The sequence below is a fragment of the Sphingomonas sp. PvP018 genome (assembly GCF_017876865.1).
Lineage (GTDB): Bacteria > Pseudomonadota > Alphaproteobacteria > Sphingomonadales > Sphingomonadaceae > Sphingomonas > Sphingomonas aerolata.
Genome location: NZ_JAGIOU010000001.1, coordinates 3,491,507 through 3,516,433 on the forward strand (window position 1 = coordinate 3,491,507; position 24,927 = coordinate 3,516,433).

Consider the following 24,927-nt stretch of genomic DNA (forward strand, 5'->3'; position numbering starts at 1 on the left):
ACCATCCCCCGATTTCCTTTCCTCCCTTTGTCTCCGGAGTCACCCTTGGCCCTGCCGCCGAAAACCGATGAAGCGTTCCTCCGCGAGGTCGACGAAGAACTGCGCCGCGATCAGCTCGCGGGTTTCTGGACGACCTGGGGCAAATGGGTCGCGCTCGGGGTGGTCGCAGCACTCGTCGCGCTGGCCGGATTCCTCTATTATCAGCATCGCACCGAAACCCAGGCGGGTGTCGAGGGCGAGCAGCTCCAGGCCGCCTATGACGCGCTCGCCGCGGACAAGGTCGCCGAGGCGAACACGACGCTGACCAAGCTCGCCGCGTCCGACCGCGCCGGGTACAGCGCGCTCGCGCGGTTCACGGAAGCGGATATCCTTCTCCAGAAAGAGGATATGAAGGGCGCTGCGGCCAAGCTGGCGGCGATCGCCGCTGACACGTCGGTCGCCAAGCCGTTCCGCGACCTGGCGCTGGTCCGGCAGACGTCGGCGGAATATGACACGCTCAAGCCGCAGGTCGTGGTTGAGCGGCTGCGTCCGCTCGCGGTCACGGGCAATCCCTGGCTCGGCAGCGCGGGCGAGATGGTCGCGGTCGCCTATGTCCGGATGAACCAGACCAAGCAGGCGGGGACGCTTTTCGGCCAGATCGCGGCTGATCCCGGCGTGCCCGAGACGATTCGTCAACGCGCTGTTCAGATGGCCGGTGTACTGGGCGTCGACGCCGTTGCCAGCACCGGGACGGCCGGGACCGCCGCTGCTGCTGCATCAAACGAGGATACCAACGCGCAATGACGAAGTCTTATCGGGTGACGGTCGCGGTGGCTGCGCTCATGGCCTTGAGCGGCTGCGGCATCTTCAAGGGTGGCGTCAAGAAGACCCCGACGGTCGGGAACCGGGTATCGATCCTGACCTCCGAAAACGGGGTCGAGACCGACGCGACGATCGCCGATGTCCAGGTCCTCCTGCCGGCCCCCTCGGTCAACGACGCCTGGGCACAGCCGGGCGGCAATCCCGCCAAGTCGATGGGCCAGCTTGCGCTCGCCGCGCAGCCCACCAAGGCATGGCAGGCCTCGATCGACGGTGGCTCCAACCGCGAACGCATGGCCGCGCCGCCTGTCGTCGGTGAGAACAAGCTGTTCGTGATGGACGTCCACGGCGTCGCGCATGCGTTCAAGTCCGACACCGGCGGGGCGTTGTGGACCACGCCGATCACCGAGGGCAAGATCAACCAGTCTGCGCGGTTCGGCGGCGGCGTGAGCTATGACGACGGCAAGGTCTATGCGACCGACGGCGTCGGCGACGTGGTCGCGATGAACGCGTCGGATGGCGCGATCCTGTGGCGGGCCAAGCCCGGCGGCCCGCTGCGTGGCTCGCCGACCGTGTCGAACGGTGCGGTCTATGTCCTGACGCAGGACAACCAGATCTTCTCGCTCAACCAGGGTGACGGCAAGGTCCAGTGGGTGCAGTCGGGCACGCTCGAGACGCAGGGCGTGTTCGGCGTCGCGGCACCCGCGGTCAGCCAGGGTACCGTCGTGTCGGGCTTCTCGAGCGGCGAGCTCAGCGCCTATCGCTACGAGAATGGCCGTATCCTGTGGCAGGACGCGTTGTCGCGCACGTCGATCACCACATCGGTGTCGAGCCTGTCGGATATCGACGCCGCCCCGGTCATCGATGGCGGCCGTGTCTACGCCGTCGGGCAGGGCGGGCGCATGGTCGCGCTCGAGCTCTCGACCGGCCAGCGTCTGTGGGAACAGAATTTCGCGGGCATCTCGACCCCCTGGATCGCGGGCGAATGGCTGTTCGTGGTCACCGACGATGCGCGGCTGGTTTGCCTGTCGCGGTCGAACGGCAAGGCGCGCTGGATCGCGCAGCTGCAGCGGTTCGACAATGAGAAGAAGAAGAAGGGGCCGGTGACCTGGTATGGCCCGATCCTGGCGGGCGGACGCCTGATCCTGACCAATTCGCGCGGCGAGATCGTCTCGGTCAATCCGGGCGATGGCGCGGTCGGCAGCACGATCGAGACCAAGACGCCGTTCACGCTGCCGCCGATCGTCGCGAACTCGACGCTCTACACGCTCGACCAGAAGGGCAAGATCACCGCCTATCGGTAAGCCATCACCCCTCTCCCGGTGGGAGAGGGGTAACAGGTGACGACGGAGCGTTCCCGCGCTAAGGGCACGGCATGTCCAAACTCCCTGTGGTCGCAATCGTCGGCCGCCCCAATGTCGGCAAGTCGACCCTGTTCAACCGCCTCGTCGGCAAGAAGCTCGCGCTGGTCGACGACCGGCCCGGCGTCACGCGCGATCGCCGCGAGGGCGATGCGTCGCTGATCGGGCTCGATTTCCGCATCATCGATACCGCCGGATACGAGGATCACGACGCACAGACGCTGCCCGGGCGGATGCGTCAGCAGACCGAGGCTGCGGTCGGCCAGGCCGATGTCGCATTGTTCCTGTTCGACGCGCGCGCCGGCATCGTGCCGCTCGACGAGGAGATCGCCCGCTGGCTGCGCACCGCCGACGTGCCGGTCGTGCTCGTCGCCAACAAGGCCGAGGGCCGCGCGGGCAATGACGGCGTGCTCGAGTCGCTGGCGCTCGGCTTCGGCGATCCGGTCGAGCTGTCCGCCGAGCATGGCGAGGGCATGGGTGACCTGTTCGAGGCGTTGCTCCCGCTGCTCGAAGGCAAGGACGAGGTTCCGGAGGAACAGCCCGACAATGAATATGAGGGGCCGCTGAAGCTCGCGATCGTCGGACGGCCGAACGCGGGCAAGTCGACGCTGGTCAACCGCATCCTCGGTGAGGACCGGATGATCACCGGTCCCGAGGCTGGCATCACGCGCGATTCGATCAGCGTCGATTACGACTGGCATCCGACCGGCGGCGAATCGCGCAAGGTCCGGCTGATCGATACGGCGGGCATGCGCAAGCGTGCCAAGGTCCAGGACAAGCTCGAGAAGATGTCGGTCGAGGACGCGCTCCACGCGGTCGACTTCGCCGAGGTCGTCGTGCTGCTGCTCGACGCGACATTGGGGCTCGAGGCGCAGGATCTGCGGATTGCCGACAAGGTGTTGCAGGAGGGCCGTGCGCTCGTCATCGCGTTGAACAAATGGGATATCGCGGAAAGCGCGTCGTCGCTGTTCAACGGCGTCAAGCGCGCGCTCGAGGACGGCCTCAGCCAGGTCAAGGGCGTGACCGTGATGACCGTGTCGGGCGCGACCGGCAAGGGTATCGACCAGCTGCTCCAGGCGTGTTTCGACACGCGCGACGCCTGGTCGAAGCGCGTCGGCACCGGCGAGCTCAATCGCTGGTTCGAACGCGCGATCGAGGCGACGCCGCCGCCGGCTCCGGGCGGCAAGCGGATCAAGATGCGCTATGTCACGCAGGTCAAGACGCGTCCGCCGAGCTTCGTGATCTTCGGCACGCGCGTCGATCAGCTGCCGGCGAGCTACGAGCGCTATCTGGTCAATTCGATGCGCAAGGATCTGGGCTTCGGCGCGGTGCCGGTCCGGCTGATGTTCCGCGCACCGAAGAACCCGTACGACGATAATCGCGGCGGCGGCGGCGGCTACTAGACGGTGGCGTCCGGGGTGGTCCGGATCGACGCGCGAGGCATGCGGTGCCCTTGGCCCGCGATGCGGCTGGCCAGAACGCTGCGTCAGGCGGGCGAGGGATCAGGCTCGGACGGAATGTCGGACAGTGTTCGGATCGAGGTCCGCGCCGATGATCCGCGTGCGCCTGCCGAGCTGGCGGCGGTCGCCGCGGCGGCGGGCGCGGACATGGCGATCATTTCCGATCCAGTCGCGCCAATATTTGTCGTGACACGCGGGTCCGACAGCAACAATGTCTTTACGGAATAGCGATAGGCTGACCGTCGACGTTCATGGCGGGCCGGCCAAACGGGAGTAGGCGTCAGTGTCATTCGAAGGAAACACCCTGGTCGACTGGCCGGCGTTTCAACAGGCCCGCAGCGAGCTCGGCGGCGGGTTCATCCGCATCCTCGGCTATTTCCGTGAAGACGGCGTGAAATCGGTCGCCACGATCGAAGCGGCGATGCGCGCCGGCAGCGCCGCGGCGCTGATCATTCCAGCCCACACCCTTAAGGGCGAGGCGCGCCAGTTCGGCGCTGAGCCGCTGGCCGATCTCGCGGAAACGATCGAGACGATCGCACGCGACTGTGTTGAGCTTCACGATACCCCGGATGCCGCGCTCGAGCATGTTGCGCGGTTGCGGCCACTGTTCGGCGAGACGCTGACGCTTCTGGAGCGCGAGGCCAATCCGCTGGTCCCTCGCCGTCCCGCGGCGGGCGGGTTCGGGCGGCGTGCCGTCCCATCGGGGTTTGGCGCCGAATAAGCACGCCGGCGGCGCGCGCTGCCGGTCGCCGTGGACGACGACCGGCAGACGGGTTCAGCCCTTCAGATAGGGTGCTGCGCCGGCCTTGGGCGAATCATGCTCGGAGATCGAGTTGAGCTGGATGTAGTTGTGGATGCCCATCCGCGCGATCATCTCGAACTGGCGTTCGATCGTGTCGACATGCTCTTCCTCGCTGGCAAGGATACGCGCGAACAGGTCGCGGCTGATATAGTCCTTCACTTCTTCGCAATAGGCGATCGCGCTCTTCAGCTGGATCGTCGCCTCGACTTCTAGCGCGAGGTCCGACTTCAGAACCTCCTCGACGGTTTCGCCGATGCGCAGGCGGCCGAGCAGCTGGAAATTGGGCAGGCCGTCGAGAAACAGGATGCGCTCCGACAACCAGTCGGCATGCTTCATCTCGTCGATCGACTCCATGCGCTCATACTGGGCGAGCTTGTAGACGCCCCAATGCTCGAGCATCCGATAGTGGAGCCAATATTGGTTGACCGCGGTCAACTCGTTCTTGAGCGCCTCGTTCAGGAAATCGATTACCGTGGGATCGCCGCGCATTGCCATAACTCCGTCACCTCTGAGCGGCATGTAGCGGTTTTACGTTCGTGGCGGCAAGGGCAACGGGATCGCGCCATGTGGAGCCGCGCCAGGTCAGGCTGCGGCGCGTTCCTCGTTGATGATCGCCCGGGCGACCGACGTGCACTGACCGCATTTCGGCTGGCGACCCAGCGAACGGAACGCCTGACAGGGCGTCGTGCACCCGCCCCGCGCGCAGCTGCGAACGTCGGATTCTCGAATGGCATTGCAGACGCAGACGACCATGGAAGCTCCCTCGTGAGAGCTTCCAATTAGCGATAATGAGAACCAGTCGCAAGCGCTTTTGCGTCTGATTCGCAACTAACGTCGTGCGTGGCTTAGGCCAGCGCTGCGTCGGCCCCCATCAAGGTCGGGAAGAAACCTTCATGCGCGGCGCGCAGCGTGTCGAGCGCGATCACGTCGTCGCGATCGGGGCGTTCGAAGATCAGGCGCTTGCCGCCGGTACGGCCGAGCGGTTCGGCCTCGACATCGGCGGCATGCGCAGCGCCGAGGAAGTCGAGCAGTGCGTGGTCCTCGACGGTGACGATATAGACGCCCTGGTCCTCCGCGAAGAACGCGCGGGCGCAGTCGAAGGGCTGCTTGCGATCGATCATCGCGCCGATGCCGCCTGCGAGCGCCATTTCGGCCAGGGTCACGGCGATGCCGCCGTCCGAGACGTCGTGGACCGCCGACAGCTGGCCCTCGGCGATCGCGTTGCGGATGAGGTCGCCGACGCGACGCTCCGCCGCCAGATCGACCGCGGGCGGGGGGCCTTCCTCGCGGCCATGGCATTCGCGCAGCCACAGCGACTGGCCGAGATGGCCGTGTCGCGTGCCGACCGCGAGGATGATGTCGCCTGACCCCTTGAACGCGATCGTCGCATTCTTCTGCCAGTCGGCAAGCAGGCCGATCGCACCGATCGCCGGCGTCGGCAGGATCGCCGAGCCGCCGCCGGTGGCCTTGGATTCATTGTAGAGCGAGACGTTGCCCGAGACGATCGGGAAGTCGAGCACGATGCACGCGTCGCTCATCCCCTCGAGGCAGCCGACGATCTGGCCCATGATCTCGGGCCGCTGCGGGTTGGCGAAGTTGAGGCAGTTCGTCACCGCGAGGGGCAGCGCGCCGACCGCGGTGAGGTTGCGCCATGCCTCGGCGACCGCCTGCTTGCCGCCCTCGACAGGATCGGCGAAGCAATAGCGCGGCGTGCAGTCGGTGGTCATCGCCAGCGCCTTCTGCGTGCCGTGGACGCGGACGACCGCGGCGTCGCCACCGGGGCGCTGGACGGTGTCGGCGCCGACCATGTGGTCATACTGCTCCCAGATCCAGCGGCGCGAGGCGATGTCGGGCGAGCCCATCAGCGTCACCAGATCGGCAGCAATGTCGTTGCTGTGCGGCACGTTTTCGAGCGGCGCGGGCTTGGGCGTCGCCACGTGCGGGCGATCGTAGAGCGGTGCCTCGTCGGCGAGTGGTCCGAGCGGAATGTCGCAGACCGTCTCGCCCTTGAACGTCAGCACCATGCGGCCGGTGTCGGTGACGCGGCCGATCACCGCGAAATCGAGCTCCCACTTCTTGAAGATCGCCTCGGCCTCGGCCTCGCGGCCGGGCTTCAGCACCATGAGCATCCGCTCCTGGCTTTCGCTCAGCATCATCTCGTACGGCGTCATGCCCGTTTCGCGCTGCGGCACGTCGTCCATGACGAGTTCGATACCGACCCCGCCCTTCGACGCCATCTCGACCGACGAGGAGGTGAGGCCGGCGGCGCCCATGTCCTGGATCGCGACGATGACGTCGGTCGCCATCAGTTCGAGGCAGGCCTCGATCAGCAGCTTTTCGGTAAAGGGATCGCCGACCTGGACGGTCGGGCGCTTGGCATCCGAATCCTCGCCAAAGTCCGCGCTCGCCATCGTCGCGCCGTGGATGCCGTCGCGACCGGTCTTGGAGCCGACATAGACGATCGGATTGCCGATGCCGCTGGCGGCCGAATAGAAGATCTTGTCCTGATCGGCGATCCCGACGGTCATCGCGTTGACCAGGATGTTGCCGTCATACGCCGCGTGGAAGTTCACCTCGCCGCCGACCGTCGGCACGCCGACGCAATTGCCATAGCCGCCGATGCCGTGAACAACGCCCGAGATCAGGTGGCGCATCTTGGGGTGATCGGGCCGGCCGAAGCGCAGCGCGTTCATGTTGGCGATCGGCCGCGCGCCCATCGTAAAGACGTCGCGCAGGATACCGCCGACGCCGGTCGCCGCGCCCTGATAGGGCTCGATGTAGGACGGGTGGTTGTGGCTCTCCATCTTGAAGATGGCCGCCTGGTTGTCGCCGATATCGACGACGCCGGCATTCTCGCCCGGACCGCAGATGACGCGTTCGCCCTTGGTGGGCAGCTTCATCAGGTGGATCTTGCTCGACTTGTAGCTGCAATGCTCGGACCACATCACCGAGAAGATGCCAAGCTCGACGAGATTGGGCTCGCGGCCGATCGCGTGGAGCACGCGCTCATATTCTTCGGGGGACAGGCCGTGGTCGGCGACGATCTGCGGTGTGATCTCGGTCATGGGGCGGGCTTTAGCGGGGTGGGGGGCGACTTGCCAGCGTCGATCCTGCTCGAAGCGCGAGCGACTGGCGACGTGCAATTGCCATGTCATGAAACGGCGTCAGACTTCCCGTCGATACCGCCCGGTATATGGAAGGGCGGTCGTCATTCGGGGGGGTGTAAATGAAGATCGCGTCCATACTGGCGATTGCGGCGCTGGGGAGCACGGCGATGCAACTGCCCGCGCAGGCACCGACGAGTTTCTGCGAGCGGCTTGCTCCCAAACTCAACATGAAACAGGCCGGATCGAAGCCCGCGCGGGCCACCGAATGGCGCGTCAATACGATGGGTCTCGGATCGCATCTGTTCGGCGGGTCGTCGATGGTGTCGTTCATGGTCCGGCCGTCGGGCGAGCAGACCCAGGCGGCCTATGACAAGGCGACGAAGGCCTGCAGCCAGTCGCCCGAGGGTATCGTGTGCCGGATCGAGGGGCCGGCCGAGCTGACGGTGCAGACCAAGGGTGGCGAAGCGAAGGGCGATGCGGCCGCCGGTGAAAGCGCCGAGGTGGAGTTGCGGAAGGCTGCGATCCTCTGCCGCGACCTGTAGTCGTCATCCCACTCTGCGTCGTCATCCTGACGGACGTCAGGATCTAGGGTAACGAGGTACGCGCCTTGCGGCTCTGGATCCTGACTTTCGTCAGGATGACGGGAGGGGGCGATTGCGCCCCCCTCCCGTGCGTATCACCCGTACGGCGGCTGCGTGTAGCCCTTGGGGCTGAGCGTGAAGATGTCGCAGCCGGTTTCGGTGATGCCGATCGAATGTTCGAACTGCGCCGACAGTGAGCGGTCGCGCGTCACCGCGGTCCAGCCGTCGTCGAGCAGCTTCACGTCGGGGCGGCCGATGTTGATCATCGGTTCGATCGTGAAGATCATGCCGGGACGCAGTTCGGGGCCGGTGCCGGGCTTGCCGACATGGACGACTTCGGGCGCATCATGGAACAGGCGGCCGACGCCGTGGCCGCAGAAGTCGCGGACCACGCCGTAGCGGTGCTTTTCCGCATGGCGCTGGATCGCGTGGGCGACGTCGCCCATGCGGTTGCCGGGCTTCGCCTGTTCAATGCCGAGCATCAGGCATTCATAGGTCACCTCGACGAGGCGCCGCGCCTTGATCGGCACGTCGCCGATCAGGTACATCCGGCTCGTGTCGCCGTGCCAGCCGTCGAGCAGCGGCGTGACGTCGACATTGACAATATCGCCCGACTTCAGCGTCTTCTCGCTCGGGATGCCGTGGCAGACGACATGGTTGATCGAGATGCAGACGCTGTGCGTATAGCCACGATAGCCGAGCGTCGCCGGCACTGCGCCGGCGGCTGTGACGAAGTCGTAGATCAGCCGGTCGATCTCGGCAGTCGTCACGCCCGGCACCATGTGCGGCACGATCATGTCGAGCGTTTCGGCGGCGAGCCGCCCGGCCTTCATCATGCCTTCAAAGGCGGCGGGGCCGTGGAGCTTGATGGCGCCGGTGCGCGCGTCCGGCGCGTCGGACGTGACGGTTACATATTCGGTCATGGCGAGCGATATAGCGTGGCGGCGCACCTTTTGCGAGGCTATGCGAAGGGCCATGACACAGGAACGCATCTGGACGGCCGCACTGACGATCATCGGCGACGAGATCCTGTCGGGCCGCACGCAGGACAAGAACGTCGCGCAGATCGCGGCCTGGCTCAATGTGCAGGGCATCCGGCTGGCCGAAGTGCGCGTCGTCGCCGACCGGACCGAGGCGATCGTCGAGGCGGTGAACATCCTGCGCGCACGCAACGACTATCTGTTCACCACGGGCGGGATCGGCCCGACGCATGACGACATCACCGTTGATTCGATCGCCGAGGCGCTGGGTGTCGCGGTCGAGCATCATCCGCGCGCGATGGCGGTGCTTGAGGCCTATTATGCGACCCGCGGCGGGCTGACCGAAGCGCGTGCGCGGATGGCGCGCGTGCCGGTCGGTGCCGACCTGATCGACAACAAGGTGTCGGGCGCGCCGGGGATCAGGATCGGCAACATCTTCATCATGGCGGGCGTGCCGCACATCACCGCCGGCATGCTCGACGCGCTCACCGGCACGCTCGAGGGCGGACGCCCGGTCGTGTCGAAGACGATCGGCTGCTGGGTGGCGGAGAGCGAAGTCGCCGACCTGCTGCGCGATGCCGAGAAGGCGCATGACGGCGTCGCGGTCGGCAGCTACCCGTTTTTCCGCGACGGCCGGACGGGCGCGAATTTCGTCGTGCGCAGTGCGGATGCCGCGCTGGTCGATCGCTGCATCGCCGATCTGGTCGGCGCGCTCGAGGCGACCGGGCGCGTGGTGACACCCGAAGGCATCTGACGCCGCGGGCGTACTCCACGCTGGTGGACGGGCCATTGGGCCAAGCCGCTTGCAAAGCACGGCAATACCCGTCAGCCTTCGTAAAAATACGAAGGAGAGGCTGGATGACTGCAAGCAATCTGATGCTGATGATCGTGGGCTGTATGGCGGTGTTGCCACTCGTGGCGCTCGCCTTCGTGATGTGGCGGCCGGTGACCAAGCCCCTCGACTGAGGGGCGTTGCGCCGCGTGCACGTCGGTCGTGCGCGCGGCTCGCTCCGTCTGCCAAGTCCGGTGCCGATGCCAAGCGTGATTGACAGGCGCGGTCGGAGAGCTACCCCGGTGGCATGGTTACCCGACAGACCCGCAACCCGGTGCTCGCGTCCGAACTCGACCGCTTCATCGATGCCCAGGTAATTGCCGGCACCGGCGTGAGCGCTGATGCGGTTGCCGCTGAGACCCTGACGCTGCTGCGCGACCGGCTGGGGCGATCCGGCGCCGCCACCCCGGTGGCCTGGCCGATCGCCGGCGGGGCGTGTGGCGCAGCGATACGAGCGCACGACTGGAGCGCGACGCCGCTCGGCGCGATCGACACCTGGTCCCCGCAGCTTCGCTCGACCGTCAATACGGTGGTCAACTCGCCCGTCGCCAAGGTGCTGATGTGGGGCGCCGACGGCCTTATGCTGTATAATGACGGCTATGCCAGGATCGCGGGCGGCAAGCACCCGGCCGCGATCGGTGCGCGCGCCGTCGACGTCTGGCCCGAGCAGGCGGACTTCAACCGCCACGTGCTGGGCGAGGTAATGCGCGGCGAGGTCATGCTGTTTCGCGACCAGCCGATGACTCTCCACCATGACGGCGCGGCGCACGCGGTGGCGCTCGACCTCTTCTACACCCCGGTGCATGATTTCGACGGCAGCGTCGGCGGCGTGCTGGGTACCGTGATCGACAATAGCGAGCGGGTAGCGGCGGAACGGCAGCTGGCGCGGAGCGAATCGGAGCTGCGGATCGTCACCGACGCGCTGCCCGTGCTGATTTCCTATATCGATCGTGACTATGTCTACCGGTTCGCCAACAGCTTTTACGAGGACTGGGTCGGGCTGACACCCGCGCAGGTCGTCGGACGGCATGTCCGCGACGTCATCGGTCAGCCCGCCTTTGCCGTACGCCAGCCGATGATGGACCGGGCTCTGGCTGGCGAGACGGTAACCGCCGATGCGCGGCTGCCGCACCGCGACGGCGGCGACCGCGCGTCCGAGCTGCGCTATATCCCGCGGATCGAACCCGATGGGGCGATCAACGGCTTCTACGTGTTGGTCTTCGACGTCGAGGAGCGCGTCAATCGCACGCTGCAGCTCGAACGACAGATCAGCCACCGTGAACGCGCCGAGCGTCAGCTGCGCGTCCTCAACGAGACGCTCGAAGCGCGCGTCATCCGCGAGATCGAGGAGCGTCGGCTTGCCGAAGCGGGGCTCGCCCAGGCGCAGAAGATGGAGACGATCGGCAAGCTGACCGGCGGTGTCGCGCACGACTTCAACAATTTGCTCCAGGTCGTCTCGGGCAATCTGCAGTTGCTCGGCAAGGACATTGCCGGGAATGCGCGTGCCGAGCGGCGGGTCAGCAACGCGATGGCGGGGATCGAACGCGGCGCCAAGCTCGCGGCGCAGCTGCTCGCCTTCGGCCGACGCCAGGCGCTCGAACCCAAGGTCGTCAACGTCACGCGGTTCGTGCGCGGGATGGACGACATGCTGCGGCGTGCGATCGGCGAGGCGATCGAGGTGGAGACGGTCGTCGGCGGCGGGCTGTGGAACACGTTCATCGACCCGACACAGATCGAGAATGCGTTGCTCAACCTCGCGATCAATGCGCGCGACGCGATGGAGGGGCGCGGCAAGCTCACGATCGAGCTCGGCAATGCCAGCCTCGACGACGCCTATGCGCGCGGCCATCTGGAGGTCGCGGCGGGTCAATATGTCATGCTGGCGGTCACCGACACGGGCAGCGGCATGGCGCCCGACATCATCGACAAGGTGTTCGAGCCCTTCTTCTCGACCAAGAGCGAGGGCAAGGGATCCGGGCTCGGCCTGTCGATGGTCTATGGCTTCGTCAAGCAATCGGGCGGCCATGTGAAGATCTACAGCGAGGTCGGCGAAGGCACGACGATCAAGCTCTATCTGCCGCGCGCGATGGGCCCCGAAGACGTTGAGGTCGCGACCAGCGGTGGGCCGATCATCGGCGGGACCGAGACCGTGCTGGTGGTCGAGGATGATGACGAGGTTCGTGCGACCGTCGTCGAGATGCTCGGCGACCTCGGCTATGGCGTGCTGAAAGCGGTCGACGCGGGCAGTGCGCTGAACGTCATCGAAAGCGGCGTGCCGATCGACATGCTGTTCACCGACGTGGTGATGCCGGGGACGCTGAAGAGCCCCGAACTCGCCCGTCGTGCGCGCGAGCGGATCCCCGATCTCGCGGTGCTGTTCACGTCGGGCTATACGGAGAATTCGATCGTGCATGGCGGCCGGCTCGACGTCGGTGTCGAGCTGTTGTCCAAGCCCTATACGCGCGAGGCGCTCGCCCGGAAGTTCGAACAGGTTCTCGCCGGCCAGCGCGCGCGGCGGCGCGCGGCGGAGGGTCACGATGATGCGCCGCGGTCGGATGGAGACGTCCCAATCCGCGTCCTGCTTGTCGAGGATGACGCGGCGATACGTGCAGGCGCCGCCGAAATGCTGCGCGATCTGGGCATGGCGGTGATCGAGGCGGTCAGCGCCGAAGCGGCGCTCGCGACGCTGCAGGCCCGCCCGGTCGATGTGCTGGTCAGCGACGTCAACCTGCCGGGGCTGTCCGGCCCGGAGCTTGCCGAAGCGGTCCGCATGCGTCGGCCGGGCATCGGGGTGGTGTTCGCAACCGGCGACAGCGAGGTCGCGCTCGTACCGTGGGATCCCCAGGCGATCCTGCTGCCGAAGCCCTATGGCGTCGAGGCACTTCGCTCGGCTGTCGTCAGGGCGGCGTCCAAGGCGGCGATCGACAGGCCAGCGCCGGCTGAGACTGCGGCCGAAGGACCTGTGCTGATGCAGATCGCGTCAGACGGACAGACCAGAGGGTAATCCTGACCGGCAGCGACCGTGCCGGGGGGGGGGGGGGAGCGCGCGACGGAGGCGTGCGTGTCCCAGCGCCTAGCGCGTCGGCCAGACCATCATGCAGGTGTCGACAAGCTGATTGAGCTCGCCACAGGTGGCGCCCGATCCGCCCTGGATCGCCAGCCCCTGCATGACCGCGAACAGATAGCGCGCAAGAGCGGGCGACTCGAGACCGTCGGGGAACTCGCCCGCAGCCTTGGCCTCGTCGAACCGGCGGATCAGCGCAGCCTGTGACGACTCGCGGCGTTTGGCGACCTCGGCCTTGATCGGTTCGGCCTCGACGCCGCAAGCGACGCTGCTGATGATGCTCAGGCACCCCTTGGGATCGCAGGTGCTCGTCTGCATCTGAAGCGCCCCGCGCAGCAGCCGCTCGGCCACGGCCTTGGCGGTCGGCGCATCGAGCGCGGAGGTCATATAGGCGAGCTTTTCGCGTTCGTAGAGGTCGAGCGCCTTGTGAAACAACGCTTCCTTGTTGCCGAACGCGGCATAGAGGCTCGGCTTGGTGATCTTCATCTCGGCCGTGAGCTCGGCCATCGACGCCGCCTCATACCCGTTTCGCCAGAAAACGCGCAGCGCGGCCGCGAGCGCTTCCTCGAGATCGAACTCGCGGGGGCGGCCCTTGGGGGCGGTGAGAGTGCACAAGCTATTCATACCAGTCGGTATATAGGCACAAGTGGAAAAACGTCCAGTATCCCGGACGTTCCGGGACCGATCGACCGGCATGCGCGCGTCGAACATCCGCGCCGCCCGCGCGTTGGACGGGGCAGGACCGGCGGGTGATCCTGCTGCGGTCGGACAAGGGATTATGATCATGAGAATCGGGTTTATCGGTCTGGGCCAGATGGGGCATGCGATGGCTGCCAATTTGGTCGAGGCGGGTCATGAGGTGACGGTGTGGAACCGCTCGCCGGACAAGGCCGATGCGCTGGTCGAACGCGGCGCGACTCGGGCCGCGACGCCCGCCGAAGCGGCGCAGGGCGACGTGGTGATGACGATGCTGGCGGACGATGCCGCACTGGAGGCGGTGGTCTACGGCGATGACGGGATCCTCGGTGCGCCGGCGGTCCATGTATCGCACAGCACGATCAGCGTCGCGCTGGCGGAGCGGCTGACGGCGGATCAGGACGGGGCCGGAGGCTATGTCGCGGCCCCCGTCTTCGGTCGTCCGCCCGCGGCGGCGGCGGCGATGCTGTTCGTCGTTGCGGCGGGACGCGACGATCTGATCGCCCGGTGCGGGCCCGCACTGGATGCCATCAGCCAGCGTGTGTTCCGTGTCGGCGAGACGCCGTCCGCCGCCAATCTGGTGAAGCTCAGCGGCAATTTCATGATCATGGCGGCGGTCGAGGCGATGGCGGAGGCGATGACGCTGGCGGAAAAGGGCGGGGTCGAACCGGCGCTGCTGCTCGAGGTGCTGACGGGTACGCTGTTCAACGCGCCGGTCTACAAGACGTACGGCGAGATGCTGGTCGAACAGCGGTTCACGCCCGCAGGTTTTGCCGCGCCACTGGGGCTGAAGGACATGAACCTCGTCGACACCGTAGCAGGACGACTGCGTACGCCGATGCCGCTGCTCGGCGTGGTGCGCGATCATCTGCGCGCCGCGATCGCGCAGGAGGGGGAGGATGTCGACTGGTCGGCGGTGGGCGCAGCCGTCCGGCGCAACGCCGGGCTTTAACGCCGCCGCTCACCCGCCTGTCGGCCGCGCAGTGCGGACTGCAGGCGGGGTCGGACCACGAGGAAGCCGAGATAGGCACGCTCGAGCAGGCGGAGCGCGGTGGCATTACGCGCGAGCAGGCCGAGTGGCCGCAGCATCGGGATCGCGCGCCACATCGCGGCGAACGCCGCCGCGCCCGACAACATCGTTCCGTCCTCGCGCGCGTGAAACCGCGCGAGCAGGTCCCGCCGGTCAATCGGGCAACTCGCATCGGGATCCGTGGCATCGACGAAGGTGATCGCGCCGCGCCGGTCGAGCCGCCGCATGAGCGCGATCTCGCGCCGGCATAGCGGGCAGTTGCCATCATGCCAGACGACCAGATCGGTCACCGGGCGTCCGCCGCGTCGGAGTCGGGATTGCGCGCGCTGATGCGCGTGGCGAGCAATGTCGCAAAGCCGAGCCAGCCCACGAACGGCACGCCCAGCAGTGCCGCGGGACGATCGACCTTCGCCGCCGCTGCGACATATGCGCCGCCGGTTGCGACCATCGTGCCTGCGACGACTGCACCGGATCGCAGCGCCCGCTTGCGGAAGAAGATCTCGGTCCAGCCGCCGACCATCGCGGTATTGAGCAGCCACAGCCCGACCGCACTCGTGCGACGTGGCCCCGCGGGCTGGCGGAGCAGGCGATATCCACCGACGGCAAGCCCGGTCTCGAGCACCGGCCACACCGCGCCGAACACGGCATCGGGCGGCGTATAGCTGGGCTTGTCGAGCCGCTTGTACCAGCGGCGGGTCCGCGGGTGAGAGGGGTCGGGCGCATTGCGGCGACCGATTGCGGCGCTGACGCCGAGGACCGACACGACGATCAGCGCGGCAGCGGTCCGCGACAGTGCTGGCGGTGGCGCATGCGCCGGAACGGGCGACGCGACCGGATGGTGATCAGGATGGGCCATCGTTCAGCGCTCCGCCAGATAGCGTTCGAGATCGTCACAGCCACCGATCGTCTCGCCATCGATGACGATCAGCGGGGTCGTCGCGATGCCGTGCTCGGTCTTGAACGCCTCGACCGTGTCCCGATCGCGGAGGATCTGGTCATCGACGTCATAGCCTTCGGCCTGAAGCAGCTGCTTGGCGCGGACGCCGAACGGGCAGGTGTGATCGGGCAGCACCATCCGGTGCAGCGTCGCGGTACGGGTCTGGGTCATCATCGTCCTCGGATCTGCGGCCTCTCGATACGCCGATCGATGCCAGATCCTATAGCGCGGGATGGCCCCAGACGTTCCCTCCGGACGTCGCGACTAGCGGCGCAGGGCGCGGCGCACGGCGGTCCAGCTGACGAACTTGAAGTTTTGCGTGTCGGGGGCGTTGTCGCCGTCCTGCGCGACGAACAGGCCGCCCGGATAGGCCGGGCCGAAATCGCCGAGCATCAGGTCGATGCCGTCGGTATCGCTGGTCCCGTCGATCGCCCCGCCGCCGATCCGGAACCGTCCCGCATAGGTGACGCCGGGCAGGCGGTAGAGCGTGTAGGCGTTGTCGCCCTGGCTCGAGACAACCAGATAGCCGCCGCGGCGACCCGAGGGCGCGAGCGCGAGGCCTTCCGCATCGGCGACGAGCGTCTTGCCGTCGACCTGCGCGATCGGCGTCGCGGTCGCCGGTGCCGCCGGATCCGCGTTGAACCGCCAGAGCCCGACATCTTCTTCCGCGACGTAGAGCAGCCCGGTCCGGTCGTCGACGACGCAGCCCTCGGCCTGGCTCGCCAGCTTCATCGATCGGACGGTCGTGACCTTGGGGAGGCCGCCCGAGACGTCGATGGCAACCTGATCGATCCGCCCGTCCTTCAGCACGACGAAGCCGAACAGCGCGTGATCGCGCGCGCGCGTCCACAGGCACATGCCGTAAGCCTCGCCTGGGCCGACTGGGAACCGACCGAGCGGCACGAGCCTCGCCGCCGCGGTGTCGAGCGTGAACAGCGAAACGTGTGCGGCGTCGACATCGGCGCGGTCGCTTGCCGCCGCGATCACGCGCGTGCCGACCGTGCGCAGGTCGACATTGTTCAGCCGGTCGGCGGGCGTGAAGCTCAGCCGCTTGCCCGCCAGGCTGTAGACGTGAATCCCCGCCTTCTTGTCCGTCCCGATGACCAGGCTCTTCGCCGGGTCCGCGGGGTTGCGCCAGATCGCGGGATCGTCCGCCGCATCCGCCGCGGTATCGACCGGATCGGTTTCCGCGGTCGCCGCGACCAGCGGCGCGGTGGCCGTCTGGGGCACGCTCGTGGTCGCGCACCCGGCGAGGATCAGCGCGACGAGCGGCAGTCCGCGCATCAGAAGGTCACCCGCACGCCGCCGGTATAGCGCCGCCCGAACGTTTCATGCTCGATCGTATAGGCGGACGAGCCGGCATAGCGGCGGCCCGGGCCGTTCAGGAGGTTAGCAAAATCGCCGTAGATCTCGACATTGTTGTTGATTGCGTACCGCACGCTGGCGTCGAGCTCATTGTCCTTCGCCCAGTAGAAATCGCCGCCATCGATCCCGCGGACGACGCCGCCGATCGTGTCGGTGCCGCCGATCGCATCGAGCCATGCCGAGCGGTTCTGATAGGACACCCGCGCCGAAAAACCGTATTTCTCGTAATAGGCGATCAGATTGTAGATCGCGTCCGACGCGCCGGGCAGCGGCACCTTGCGCGAGGGCAGGGCCGCGGTCCCCGGCGTCTCGGCGCGGCTCTTGTTGATCGTCGCGTTGAGCTGGACGCCGAAGCCACCCATCCATTCGGGCAGCCCGAGATCGGCGGTGAAGGGCTCGAGCTGCTGCTGGATCGCACCCTCGATGCCCATGATATAGCCGCTGCCGCCGTTGACGATCGTCGAATAGAGATAGCCCGATCGATCGACGCCGCCGGTATTCAGCGTGGTCCGCCCGAACGTCTGCGTCGAATCGAACAGGACGTCGGTGACGTCCTTGTAATAGGCACCGATCGACAGGAAGCCGCGCGGCATCGTGTAATATTCGACATAGAGATCGACGCCCTTCGCCTTTTCGGGCTTCGCATCGGGATTGCCGCCGGAAATGGTGGCGTTCGCATCGTTATAGCTGAGATTGGGGCGCAGCTGATCGTAATCGGGGCGTGCGGCGCCGGTGTTGAACGACAGCCGTGCCTTCATCCGGTCGTCGACGTCCCAGTTGAGGTGGAGGCTCGGATAGACCAGCGTCTGGCTCGACTTCACGTCGATCGGTGTTGTGACCGTCGTCGCCGCGCTGCCGGTGCCGACCGTGCCGATCGAGAAGGCGCGTGCGTCGTTGCGGATATGCTCGACGCGGGCGCCGCCGATGATGCTGCCCCAGCCGGTCGTCGCGGTCGCCATCGCATAGGCCGAATAGACCTTCTCGCCGACGTCGTAGAAATTGGCGTCGCTGCGAACATAGCTGCCGACCGCCTTGGCCTGATCGACCAGTCCGAGAACCTTGTCGCGGTCGAAATACTGGAAGGTGTAGCCGAGCGGGATCTCGCCCTGGAACCCGCCGGGCTTGGCGATCGCCGAATAGTTCGTCGCGATACCCGCCGCGGCGAACTGCGCGGGCGTAGACAGATCGAGCAGATATTCGTTCGACGTCTTGGTGCGGTCGTCATAGCGCACGCCGGCGGCGAGGATCGTCGAGGCGCCGAACACCGACGCCTCGCGGCTGATGTCGAGCTTGGCGGTATAGGCCTCGGTCACGTCCTGCGCCTTGAGCGAGCGCAGGCGCGACAGGGTGCGCGGGAAATCCTCGATCGCCGTGACCCGGTCGCCGCGCGAAAAGCTGCCATCGGCGTTGCGGATCGTCCGGTACAGCTGCACCTTGGCGAGCTGCGGGTCGGTCAGGTCATAGCCGACGGTCAGGCGGTTGGCGGCATTCGCGCCGTTGGTGCCGAACGAGGGGCTGTCATAGTTGAGCTGTGCAGGCTGCGACCGGTCGTCGATCGAGCGGGTGTAGTTGCCGCGCCACGCGACCTTCCAGTCGCCGAGTTCGTGATCGCCGCCCAGCGTGTTGGTGAACACCGACTGCTTGTACTTGCGCACCGTGAAGTTCGAATTGAGATCGATCCCGTACACCGTGCCGAGCAGGGGGGTGTTGCCGGTGCAGACATCGGCATAGCCCGTGGTGCCCGAGGCGGGTCGCGCATTGACCGCGCAGGCCGCGGTGCCGTTCGGGGTGCGCGACTGCTGGTCGTCGAGATCGAAGATGTAATTGTTGCGCTGCTCGTCATCCTCGAACGCGGAGTAGATCGTCTCGGCGAACAGCTTGTGGCCGGGGGCGGGGCGCCAGTCGAGCCGGCTCGACAGCGAATAGTTCTTGCGCGTCAGCCGGTAGAGCTTGTTTTCGGTCTCGCGCGCCCAGTTGCGTGTCTCGTACCCGGGGCGCAGGTCGCGGTCGACCGCTTCGAAATCGGTCTCGAAATTGTCGGTGACCATGCCGCGGCGATAGAGGCTGGCGGACGAGACGATGCCGAATTCGCCGATCCCCGTGTCGAACCGGTCGGACACGACGAGTGAGCCTTCATATTCGGTCTTTTTGCCGAGCTCGACATGGCCGAGGCCGCCCTTGGCCTGAACCTTCAGTCCCGGATAGTCGAACGCCGAGCGGGTGATGATGTCGACATTGCCCGCGATCGTCTCGCCGGTCATGTCGGGGGTCACCGCTTTCCGCACGATGATCTGCGATGCGATCGCCGAGGGGATCGAATCGAACCGTGCGTCGCGACCTTCCGGGCTGACCACGTTGATCCCGTCGAACGACAGCGTCGTCCAGTTGATCGGGCTGCCGCGCAGCGTGATGTAGCGGGCCTGGCCCTGGTCGCGCTGGACGCCGACGCCGGGCAGGCGGCTGACCGCCTGCGCAACATTCTGGTCGGGCAGGCGCCCGATCGAATCCGACGCGATCACCGAGACAAGCGAGGGGCTGGTCCGCTGGATCTGCAGCGCTGCCGCTTCGGACTCGGCGATCGGGCGCGACCCCGAAACGACGATCTCGTCGCCGTCGGCACTTGTCTCGATCGTCATCGCGACATCGAGCACGACCGCCGCGTCGGTGACCGTGACGCTGCGCCGGGCATCGGGAAAGCCGACATAGCGGACGACGACGTCATGCGTCCCGGCGGGGATCCCGGCCAGCGTGAACCGGCCCGCGCGATCCGCTGCGGTGGCGAGGCCGAGAGCGGGAATCGAAACCGACGCGCCGTCGAGATAGTCGCCGCTGCCGGCCTGCGAGATCGTCCCGGTGATGCTGGCATTGCCACGCGGGGCGGGGGCTGCGGCTGCGGCGGGGCCATCGACCGGCTCGGCACGGGCGATCCCGATCGCGAGCGGGATCATCGCGCTGCCGATAAGAAGCGCGCGCAAGACAGCAGGGCCGCGTGCGCGGTGTGACAGGCCGATGATCATGATGGTTCCCCGATTGGTCCAGCTATGGGCTGGCTTGCCGGGGTGCCTATTGCAGACCAATGGCAGCGTGGTGACACGGGGGTGACAGTTTCATTACGTCGTGCCCCGCGTCCCTCGACACGGCGCGCCATTCCGCGTCGAGAAGCATCTTGCGTCGCCAACGCCGAGCCGATAGACGCTCGCCATCGCATCGCGACCGCCGGCGCTCATCCGCCGCACGGACGTACAGTCGATATGCGGGTGTAGCTCAATGGTAGAGCTTTTGCTTCCCAAGCAAGTGACGAGGGTTCGATTCCCTTCACCCGCTCCACGCCGACACCGTCGGCGCCAACTCAAATCCTTTTTCACGCCGACCACCGGGTCGCGATCGCCTGTCCGGCGATGCGACCGCGGTGTCGCGCTCTGTCACTTGATCAGAATGACCGCCTTCGACAGCGTCATGTAGATCCCCCAGAGGATCGGCACGCCGACCGCCAGCCAGGCGAGGATGACGGTCGACCGCGATCCACCGCCATGCTGTGCGGTGGTGGCGGCCGTCGTGGCGTCAACGGCAGTCGTCGAGGCCACGCCCTCGGTGACCGGCATGTGGAAGCGACTTGCCACCGGCTTGACGAACAGGTTGGCGACGAAGCCGACCACGAGCATCGCCGCGAGCATCAGGAAGATCGGCTGATAGACCTGATCGCGCGGGATCCCTGCGGCGATCCGGCCGTCGCGCATGTTGGCGACGAGCAGCGGCCCGACAACGCCCGCGGTCGACCAGGCGGTCAGCAGCCGGCCGTGGATCGCACCGACGAACTTCGTCCCGAATATGTCCGCCAGATAGGCGGGCACGGTCGCGAAGCCGCCGCCATAGGTGGAGGCGAGGATGCAGAAGACGAGGATGAAGAGACCAAGGCTGCTGCCGGCGAGTGCGGGGGCGGCGATACCATAGAGCACTGCGCTGATCGCCAGGATCACCGCGTAGAGCGGCTTGCGCCCCAGCCGGTCGGAGAACCACGCCCAGAAGAAGCGGCCACCGATGTTGAACAGGCTGATCGCGCCGACGAACCCGGCGCCGACCGCGGCCGCGGCGACCTTCTGACTGTCGCTGAATGCGGTGAAGAGCACGCCCGGCGCGTCGATCAGGCGACCGCCGAAGATCTCCTGGAGCATCGGCGAGGCGACACCGATGATGCCGATCGACGCGGACACGTTGAGCAACAGGACGATCCAGATGAGCCAGAATTGCGGCGTCTTGTGCGCATCCTTCAGATCGACGTTGAACCGGCTGATCGTTGCCTTGGCATCGGTCGGCGGGGTCCAGCCGGCGGGCTTCCAGCCCTCGGCAGGGACGCGGTAGCCGAGCGCGCCGGCCATCATGAACACGAAGTAGATGACCGCGAGGACGAGGAACGTCTGCCAGACGCCGACGCCGGTCGGGCCGGAGAAGTGCTTCATCAAGGAGTTGGCGAGCGGGCTGCCGATCATCGCGCCGCCGCCAAAGCCCATGATCGCCATGCCCGTCGCCATGCCGCGCCGGTCGGGAAACCATTTGATGAGCGTCGAGACGGGCGAGATATAGCCGAGACCCAGACCGATGCCGCCGATCACGCCCGAACCGAGCCAGATGAGCCACAACTGGTGCATCGACACGCCGATCGCGCCGATCCCCATCCCGCCGCACCAGCAGAAGGCGGCGACGACGCCGGCTTTGCGCGGGCCGGCGCGTTCGAGCCAGCCGCCCCAGATCGCCGCGGCGGCGCCGAGCACGACGAAGAAGAGGGTGTAGGTCCAGACGAGGTCGCTGACCCGCCAGTCGCAGGTCGTGGTTGTCAGCGCCTGGGCCAGCGTCATGCTTTCGCAGACCACCGGATCGGTGATTCCGATCGCGCGCGACAGCGGCAACCAGAACACGCTAAAGCCATAGGCCATGCCGATGCACAGATGGATGGCGAGCGCGCAGGGCGGCACCAGCCAGCGATCAAAGCCCGGCCCTGCTACCGTCCGTGCCCGGTCGAGCAGCCCGCCGGTTGATCCATCCGCCATCATCATCCCCTTTTTATGAAGGGGATGCATGCGGGCGGGCGGCGACAAAGGAAAGCCGACTAAGGTCGGGGACGACTATATTTATACAAAAACATCGTCCCCGCCACGTCGATCAGGGGTCGATCAGGCGTCGAACAGGATCTCGAGCGGCTCGAGATCGGTGATCGTCGCGCGGACCTGTACCCCGGGCAGGATCGGCCCGACGCCCGCGGGGGTGCCGGTGAAGATCAGATCGCCGGGGGCGAGTTCGACCTGACGCGACAGCGCGGCGATGACTTCGGCGACGGACCAGATCATCATCGACAGGTCGCCCGACTGGCGCGGTTCGCCGTCGATCGTCAGTCCGATCGCACCCGTCGCAGGCGGCACGCCGGGAGTGAGCGCGGCGATCGGGGCGGACCGGTCGAACCCCTTGGCCATGTCCCATGGCCGCCCGGCCGCCTTGGCCGCCGCCTGCAGGTCGCGCCGCGTCAGGTCGATACCGACCGCATGACCGAAGATCTTCGCCGTGGCCTCCGTGGCATCGATGTCCCGTCCGCCTGCGCCCAGCGCGACGACCAGTTCGACCTCGTGATGCAGATCCTGCGTCATGCTCGGATAGGGCAGGGTGCCGCCACCGGGCACGACGGCATCCGCGGGCTTGGTGAAGAAGAAGGGCTGCTGCCGATCGGGATCCGACCCCATTTCGCGCGCGTGGTCGGCGTAATTCTGCCCGACGCAGAAGATCCGGCGGACCGGAAACCGCGCCGCGGATCCGACGATCGCGATCGTGGGGGCGGTGACGACGGGAATCTGCATCGGTTTCTCCTTCGATGGGCGCCGACCGCGTGGACCGGGGCGCGGCGCTTTGCAACAGCGTGCGGGATCGTACCGATCGCCCATGCAGCGGGAACGTCGCGGAGTTCGGCGGGTTTGGATCGGAAACGACAGGAGATCCGCATGTCCACCCAGCCCGTACGATTCGCCCCCTCGGTCGAGACCATCGCCGACGACGAGGCCGAGACGCTGGCGTCGCTCAAGGACAGCTTTCGCGAGATCCTCGAGACCACATCGCAGGACTATGCGCATGCCGTGCGCGCGGTTCATGCCAAGGCGCATGGCATCGCGCGCGGCACGCTGACGATCGCCGACGGCCTGCCCGAAACACTCGCGCAGGGCATTTTCGCACAGCCGGGGCGTCATGAAGCGGTGCTGCGCATCTCGACGAACGCGGGCGACATTCTCGATGACAGCGTCAGCCTGCCGCGGGGCGTCGCGCTGAAGATCCTCGACGTGCAGGGCGATCGCCTGCCGGGATCGGAAGGCGAGACGACACAAGACTTTATCATGGTCAACGCGCCGGTCTTTGCGGCACCCGATCCCAAGGCCTTCTCGAAGAACCTGAAGCTGCTCGCCAAGACGACCGACCGGTTCGACGGTGTGAAGAAGGCGATGTCGGCGACCTTCCGCGTCGTCGAATCCGCACTGGAAGCGGTGGGGGCGGAGTCCGCGACGCTCAAGACGCTCGGCGGCGCAAAACCCGTTCACCCGCTTGGCGAGACCTATTTCTCGCAGACGCCGCTGCGCTATGGCGACTATATCGCCAAGGTCGCGCTGTTCCCGGTCTCACCGGCACTGACGCGCCTGACCGGCGACACGGTCGACATCACCGCGCGCCCCGATGCGCTGCGAGAGGTCGTGCGCGAGGAGCTGATCGAGCATGGCGGCGTCTGGGAATTGCGCGTCCAGTTGAACACCGATCTCGACGCGATGCCGATCGAGGACGCGACCGTCGAATGGGATCAGCAGGTGAGCCCGTTCGTCACGGTCGCCACGCTCGAGGTGGCGCCACAGATCTCCTGGGAGCACGGCGTGACCGATCATACCGACGATGCGCTGTCTTACAGCGTGTGGCACGGCGTGGTCGACCATCAGCCGCTGGGCGGCGTCAATCGCGTCCGCAAGGAGACCTATGAGCTCTCGGCGGGATTCCGCGGGACGTTCAACGGGTGTCCGATGCACCAGCCCAAGACGCTGGCCGAACTTGCCTGACATGGCAGATGTTTCAGGACGCTCGCACACGCTGTTTCACGTCAGCGACGTTCATTTCGGGGCGGAGGATCCGGCAGCGCTCGCCTGGTTCTCCGCCTGTGTCGCGGCGGAGCGGCCCGATGCGGTGATCATGACCGGCGATCTGACAATGCGCGCCACGAAGGAGGAGTTCCAGCGTGGCGGCGACTGGTTGCGCAGCCTTGGCGTGCCTGTCACGCTCGAGGTCGGCAATCACGACATCCCCTATTACTGGGACCCGTTCCGCCGGTTCTTCTCGCCCTATCAGCGTTATGCCGCGGTCGAGTCGATGATCGAGAAACCCCTGGAACTGCCCGGGATCACGATCGTCCCGCTCAAGACGACGGCCCGCGCGCAGTGGCGCTGGAACTGGTCGAAGGGGAGGGTCAGCCCGGGGTCGCTGACGCGCGCGCTGGCGATGATCGAGGATGTACCGAAGGATCACCTGGTCTTCGTCGCGGCGCATCATCCGCTGATCGAAGGCGGCACGACCGGGACAGCAAAGACCCGCCATGGCGACAGCGCATTGACCGCACTGGCCGATGCGGGAGCGCATGCCGTGCTGTCAGGTCATGTCCACGATCCCTTCGACATTCCCGTCGAACGCAGCGGCCGGGAGATCCGCATGATCGGTGCCGGCACCCTGTCCAAGCGGACGCGCGGCAGTCCGCCCGCGTTCAACGAGCTGCGCGTCACCGGCCAGCAGCTCCGGACGATCCCGCGAACGATGGGCGAAGGCACCGGCTGACCCACCGAGGCGCGCGGTTCGACCCGTTCGCCCCGCCAGTCGCCAGAAACGACAAAGGCCGCCGCCCGGATA

23 protein-coding genes and 1 tRNA gene are annotated in these 24,927 nt (G+C 66.8%); 12 read left to right on the top strand and 12 right to left on the bottom strand.

Going from position 1 to position 24,927, the window contains the following annotated elements:
- The first annotated feature begins 45 nt into the window (after nt 1-45).
- The 5 genes from J3A66_RS15620 to J3A66_RS15640 all read left to right on the top strand — a co-directional run bounded on the left by J3A66_RS15620 (nt 46) and on the right by J3A66_RS15640 (nt 4,340).
- Nucleotides 46-783: a tetratricopeptide repeat protein gene (locus J3A66_RS15620; protein ID WP_031441741.1), complete on the top strand. Its 738-nt coding sequence runs from the start codon at nt 46-48 to the stop codon at nt 781-783.
- A complete protein-coding gene (locus tag J3A66_RS15625) occupies nt 780-2,102 on the top strand; it encodes a PQQ-binding-like beta-propeller repeat protein (RefSeq protein ID WP_056406153.1) in 1,323 nt (440 codons plus the stop codon). The genes J3A66_RS15620 and J3A66_RS15625 overlap by 4 nt, the downstream gene beginning before the upstream one ends.
- A gap of 71 nt (nt 2,103-2,173) precedes the next feature.
- Nucleotides 2,174-3,562 (top strand): ribosome biogenesis GTPase Der, encoded by a 1,389-nt coding sequence (gene der / locus J3A66_RS15630; protein WP_031395626.1) that lies wholly within the window; start codon nt 2,174-2,176, stop codon nt 3,560-3,562.
- A gap of 15 nt (nt 3,563-3,577) precedes the next feature.
- Nucleotides 3,578-3,847, top strand: a complete 270-nt coding sequence (locus J3A66_RS15635; RefSeq protein WP_348634089.1) for a sulfurtransferase TusA family protein — start codon at nt 3,578-3,580, stop codon at nt 3,845-3,847.
- A gap of 55 nt (nt 3,848-3,902) precedes the next feature.
- Nucleotides 3,903-4,340 (top strand): Hpt domain-containing protein, encoded by a 438-nt coding sequence (locus J3A66_RS15640; RefSeq protein ID WP_031395627.1) that lies wholly within the window; start codon nt 3,903-3,905, stop codon nt 4,338-4,340.
- 54 nt (nt 4,341-4,394) lie between these two features.
- Here the strand turns inward: J3A66_RS15640 and bfr are convergent, their stop codons facing one another.
- The 3 genes from bfr to purL all read right to left on the bottom strand — a co-directional run bounded on the left by bfr (nt 4,395) and on the right by purL (nt 7,486).
- Nucleotides 4,395-4,910, bottom strand: a complete 516-nt coding sequence (bfr, locus tag J3A66_RS15645; protein WP_042467738.1) for a bacterioferritin — start codon at nt 4,908-4,910, stop codon at nt 4,395-4,397.
- A 93-nt stretch (nt 4,911-5,003) separates the two neighbouring features.
- Nucleotides 5,004-5,174 carry a (2Fe-2S)-binding protein gene (locus J3A66_RS19350; RefSeq protein ID WP_037527780.1) on the bottom strand — a complete coding sequence of 57 codons (171 nt, stop codon included), beginning with the start codon at nt 5,172-5,174 and terminating at the stop codon, nt 5,004-5,006.
- Between the two features lie 92 nt (nt 5,175-5,266).
- Nucleotides 5,267-7,486 carry a phosphoribosylformylglycinamidine synthase subunit PurL gene (gene purL, locus J3A66_RS15650; protein ID WP_209569889.1) on the bottom strand — a complete coding sequence of 740 codons (2,220 nt, stop codon included), beginning with the start codon at nt 7,484-7,486 and terminating at the stop codon, nt 5,267-5,269.
- Nucleotides 7,487-7,647: 161 nt separating this feature from the next.
- Between purL and J3A66_RS15655 the strand changes: the two genes are divergently transcribed.
- The gene (locus J3A66_RS15655) at nt 7,648-8,070 is read left to right on the top strand and encodes a hypothetical protein (RefSeq protein ID WP_209569891.1); all 423 of its coding nucleotides are present in this window, start codon (nt 7,648-7,650) and stop codon (nt 8,068-8,070) included.
- A gap of 134 nt (nt 8,071-8,204) precedes the next feature.
- Here J3A66_RS15655 and map read toward each other — a convergent pair whose 3' ends face one another.
- Nucleotides 8,205-9,032 (bottom strand): type I methionyl aminopeptidase, encoded by an 828-nt coding sequence (gene map / locus J3A66_RS15660; RefSeq protein ID WP_031395631.1) that lies wholly within the window; start codon nt 9,030-9,032, stop codon nt 8,205-8,207.
- Between the two features lie 52 nt (nt 9,033-9,084).
- On the opposite strand from map, the gene J3A66_RS15665 reads away from it, so the two are divergent.
- Both J3A66_RS15665 and J3A66_RS15670 read left to right on the top strand, forming a co-directional pair.
- Nucleotides 9,085-9,843: a molybdopterin-binding protein gene (locus J3A66_RS15665; protein WP_209569892.1), complete on the top strand. Its 759-nt coding sequence runs from the start codon at nt 9,085-9,087 to the stop codon at nt 9,841-9,843.
- Nucleotides 9,844-10,168: 325 nt separating this feature from the next.
- Nucleotides 10,169-12,925 (top strand): response regulator, encoded by a 2,757-nt coding sequence (locus J3A66_RS15670; protein WP_209569894.1) that lies wholly within the window; start codon nt 10,169-10,171, stop codon nt 12,923-12,925.
- A 69-nt stretch (nt 12,926-12,994) separates the two neighbouring features.
- On the opposite strand, the gene J3A66_RS15675 is transcribed toward J3A66_RS15670, so the two are convergent.
- The gene (locus J3A66_RS15675) at nt 12,995-13,609 is read right to left on the bottom strand and encodes a TetR/AcrR family transcriptional regulator (protein WP_031441750.1); all 615 of its coding nucleotides are present in this window, start codon (nt 13,607-13,609) and stop codon (nt 12,995-12,997) included.
- Between the two features lie 70 nt (nt 13,610-13,679).
- On the opposite strand from J3A66_RS15675, the gene J3A66_RS15680 reads away from it, so the two are divergent.
- Nucleotides 13,680-14,633 carry an NAD(P)-dependent oxidoreductase gene (locus J3A66_RS15680; protein ID WP_348634066.1) on the top strand — a complete coding sequence of 318 codons (954 nt, stop codon included), beginning with the start codon at nt 13,680-13,682 and terminating at the stop codon, nt 14,631-14,633.
- On the opposite strand, the gene J3A66_RS15685 is transcribed toward J3A66_RS15680, so the two are convergent.
- The 5 genes from J3A66_RS15685 to J3A66_RS15705 form a co-directional block, all read right to left on the bottom strand.
- Complete coding sequence (locus J3A66_RS15685) at nt 14,630-15,001, bottom strand: DUF393 domain-containing protein (RefSeq protein ID WP_209569898.1); 372 nt, start codon at nt 14,999-15,001, stop codon at nt 14,630-14,632. The genes J3A66_RS15680 and J3A66_RS15685 overlap by 4 nt on opposite strands.
- Nucleotides 14,998-15,567, bottom strand: a complete 570-nt coding sequence (locus tag J3A66_RS15690; RefSeq protein WP_209569900.1) for a TspO/MBR family protein — start codon at nt 15,565-15,567, stop codon at nt 14,998-15,000. The genes J3A66_RS15685 and J3A66_RS15690 overlap by 4 nt, the downstream gene beginning before the upstream one ends.
- A gap of 3 nt (nt 15,568-15,570) precedes the next feature.
- On the bottom strand, nt 15,571-15,819 hold the full coding sequence (locus J3A66_RS15695; RefSeq protein ID WP_031394956.1) for a glutaredoxin domain-containing protein: 249 nt from the start codon (nt 15,817-15,819) through the stop codon (nt 15,571-15,573).
- Nucleotides 15,820-15,912: 93 nt separating this feature from the next.
- A complete protein-coding gene (locus tag J3A66_RS15700) occupies nt 15,913-16,932 on the bottom strand; it encodes a phytase (protein ID WP_209569902.1) in 1,020 nt (339 codons plus the stop codon).
- Nucleotides 16,932-20,030, bottom strand: a complete 3,099-nt coding sequence (locus tag J3A66_RS15705; RefSeq protein ID WP_107929843.1) for a TonB-dependent receptor — start codon at nt 20,028-20,030, stop codon at nt 16,932-16,934. The genes J3A66_RS15700 and J3A66_RS15705 overlap by 1 nt, the downstream gene beginning before the upstream one ends.
- 236 nt (nt 20,031-20,266) lie before the next feature.
- Here J3A66_RS15705 and J3A66_RS15710 point away from each other — a divergent pair.
- Nucleotides 20,267-20,340, top strand: a tRNA-Gly gene (locus J3A66_RS15710).
- A gap of 95 nt (nt 20,341-20,435) precedes the next feature.
- Here the strand turns inward: J3A66_RS15710 and J3A66_RS15715 are convergent.
- Together J3A66_RS15715 and J3A66_RS15720 are read right to left on the bottom strand one after the other, a co-directional pair.
- Nucleotides 20,436-22,058 (bottom strand): OFA family MFS transporter, encoded by a 1,623-nt coding sequence (locus J3A66_RS15715; RefSeq protein ID WP_209569904.1) that lies wholly within the window; start codon nt 22,056-22,058, stop codon nt 20,436-20,438.
- 123 nt (nt 22,059-22,181) lie between these two features.
- On the bottom strand, nt 22,182-22,856 hold the full coding sequence (locus tag J3A66_RS15720; RefSeq protein ID WP_209569906.1) for a fumarylacetoacetate hydrolase family protein: 675 nt from the start codon (nt 22,854-22,856) through the stop codon (nt 22,182-22,184).
- A 141-nt stretch (nt 22,857-22,997) separates the two neighbouring features.
- On the opposite strand from J3A66_RS15720, the gene J3A66_RS15725 reads away from it, so the two are divergent.
- Both J3A66_RS15725 and J3A66_RS15730 read left to right on the top strand, forming a co-directional pair.
- On the top strand, nt 22,998-24,089 hold the full coding sequence (locus J3A66_RS15725; RefSeq protein WP_209569908.1) for a catalase family protein: 1,092 nt from the start codon (nt 22,998-23,000) through the stop codon (nt 24,087-24,089).
- A gap of 1 nt (nt 24,090) precedes the next feature.
- Nucleotides 24,091-24,855, top strand: a complete 765-nt coding sequence (locus tag J3A66_RS15730) for a metallophosphoesterase (RefSeq protein ID WP_209569910.1) — start codon at nt 24,091-24,093, stop codon at nt 24,853-24,855.
- Nucleotides 24,856-24,927: the final 72 nt, after the last annotated feature.

Bases quoted from the DNA above. Each gene is read 5' to 3' on its own strand.
- J3A66_RS15625 (WP_056406153.1), top strand. From the start codon at position 780: ATGACGAAGTCTTATCGGGTGACGGTCGCGGTGGCTGCGCTCATGGCC.
- der (WP_031395626.1), top strand. From the start codon at position 2,174: ATGTCCAAACTCCCTGTGGTCGCAATCGTCGGCCGCCCCAATGTCGGC.
- bfr (WP_042467738.1), bottom strand. From the start codon at position 4,910: ATGCGCGGCGATCCCACGGTAATCGATTTCCTGAACGAGGCGCTCAAG.
- J3A66_RS19350 (WP_037527780.1), bottom strand. From the start codon at position 5,174: ATGGTCGTCTGCGTCTGCAATGCCATTCGAGAATCCGACGTTCGCAGC.
- purL (WP_209569889.1), bottom strand. From the start codon at position 7,486: ATGACCGAGATCACACCGCAGATCGTCGCCGACCACGGCCTGTCCCCC.
- J3A66_RS15655 (WP_209569891.1), top strand. From the start codon at position 7,648: ATGAAGATCGCGTCCATACTGGCGATTGCGGCGCTGGGGAGCACGGCG.
- map (WP_031395631.1), bottom strand. From the start codon at position 9,032: ATGACCGAATATGTAACCGTCACGTCCGACGCGCCGGACGCGCGCACC.
- J3A66_RS15665 (WP_209569892.1), top strand. From the start codon at position 9,085: ATGACACAGGAACGCATCTGGACGGCCGCACTGACGATCATCGGCGAC.
- J3A66_RS15670 (WP_209569894.1), top strand. From the start codon at position 10,169: ATGGTTACCCGACAGACCCGCAACCCGGTGCTCGCGTCCGAACTCGAC.
- J3A66_RS15675 (WP_031441750.1), bottom strand. From the start codon at position 13,609: ATGAATAGCTTGTGCACTCTCACCGCCCCCAAGGGCCGCCCCCGCGAG.
- J3A66_RS15680 (WP_348634066.1), top strand. From the start codon at position 13,680: ATGCGCGCGTCGAACATCCGCGCCGCCCGCGCGTTGGACGGGGCAGGA.
- J3A66_RS15690 (WP_209569900.1), bottom strand. From the start codon at position 15,567: ATGGCCCATCCTGATCACCATCCGGTCGCGTCGCCCGTTCCGGCGCAT.
- J3A66_RS15695 (WP_031394956.1), bottom strand. From the start codon at position 15,819: ATGACCCAGACCCGTACCGCGACGCTGCACCGGATGGTGCTGCCCGAT.
- J3A66_RS15700 (WP_209569902.1), bottom strand. From the start codon at position 16,932: ATGCGCGGACTGCCGCTCGTCGCGCTGATCCTCGCCGGGTGCGCGACC.
- J3A66_RS15705 (WP_107929843.1), bottom strand. From the start codon at position 20,030: ATGATCATCGGCCTGTCACACCGCGCACGCGGCCCTGCTGTCTTGCGC.
- J3A66_RS15715 (WP_209569904.1), bottom strand. From the start codon at position 22,058: ATGGCGGATGGATCAACCGGCGGGCTGCTCGACCGGGCACGGACGGTA.
- J3A66_RS15720 (WP_209569906.1), bottom strand. From the start codon at position 22,856: ATGCAGATTCCCGTCGTCACCGCCCCCACGATCGCGATCGTCGGATCC.
- J3A66_RS15725 (WP_209569908.1), top strand. From the start codon at position 22,998: ATGTCCACCCAGCCCGTACGATTCGCCCCCTCGGTCGAGACCATCGCC.
- J3A66_RS15730 (WP_209569910.1), top strand. From the start codon at position 24,091: ATGGCAGATGTTTCAGGACGCTCGCACACGCTGTTTCACGTCAGCGAC.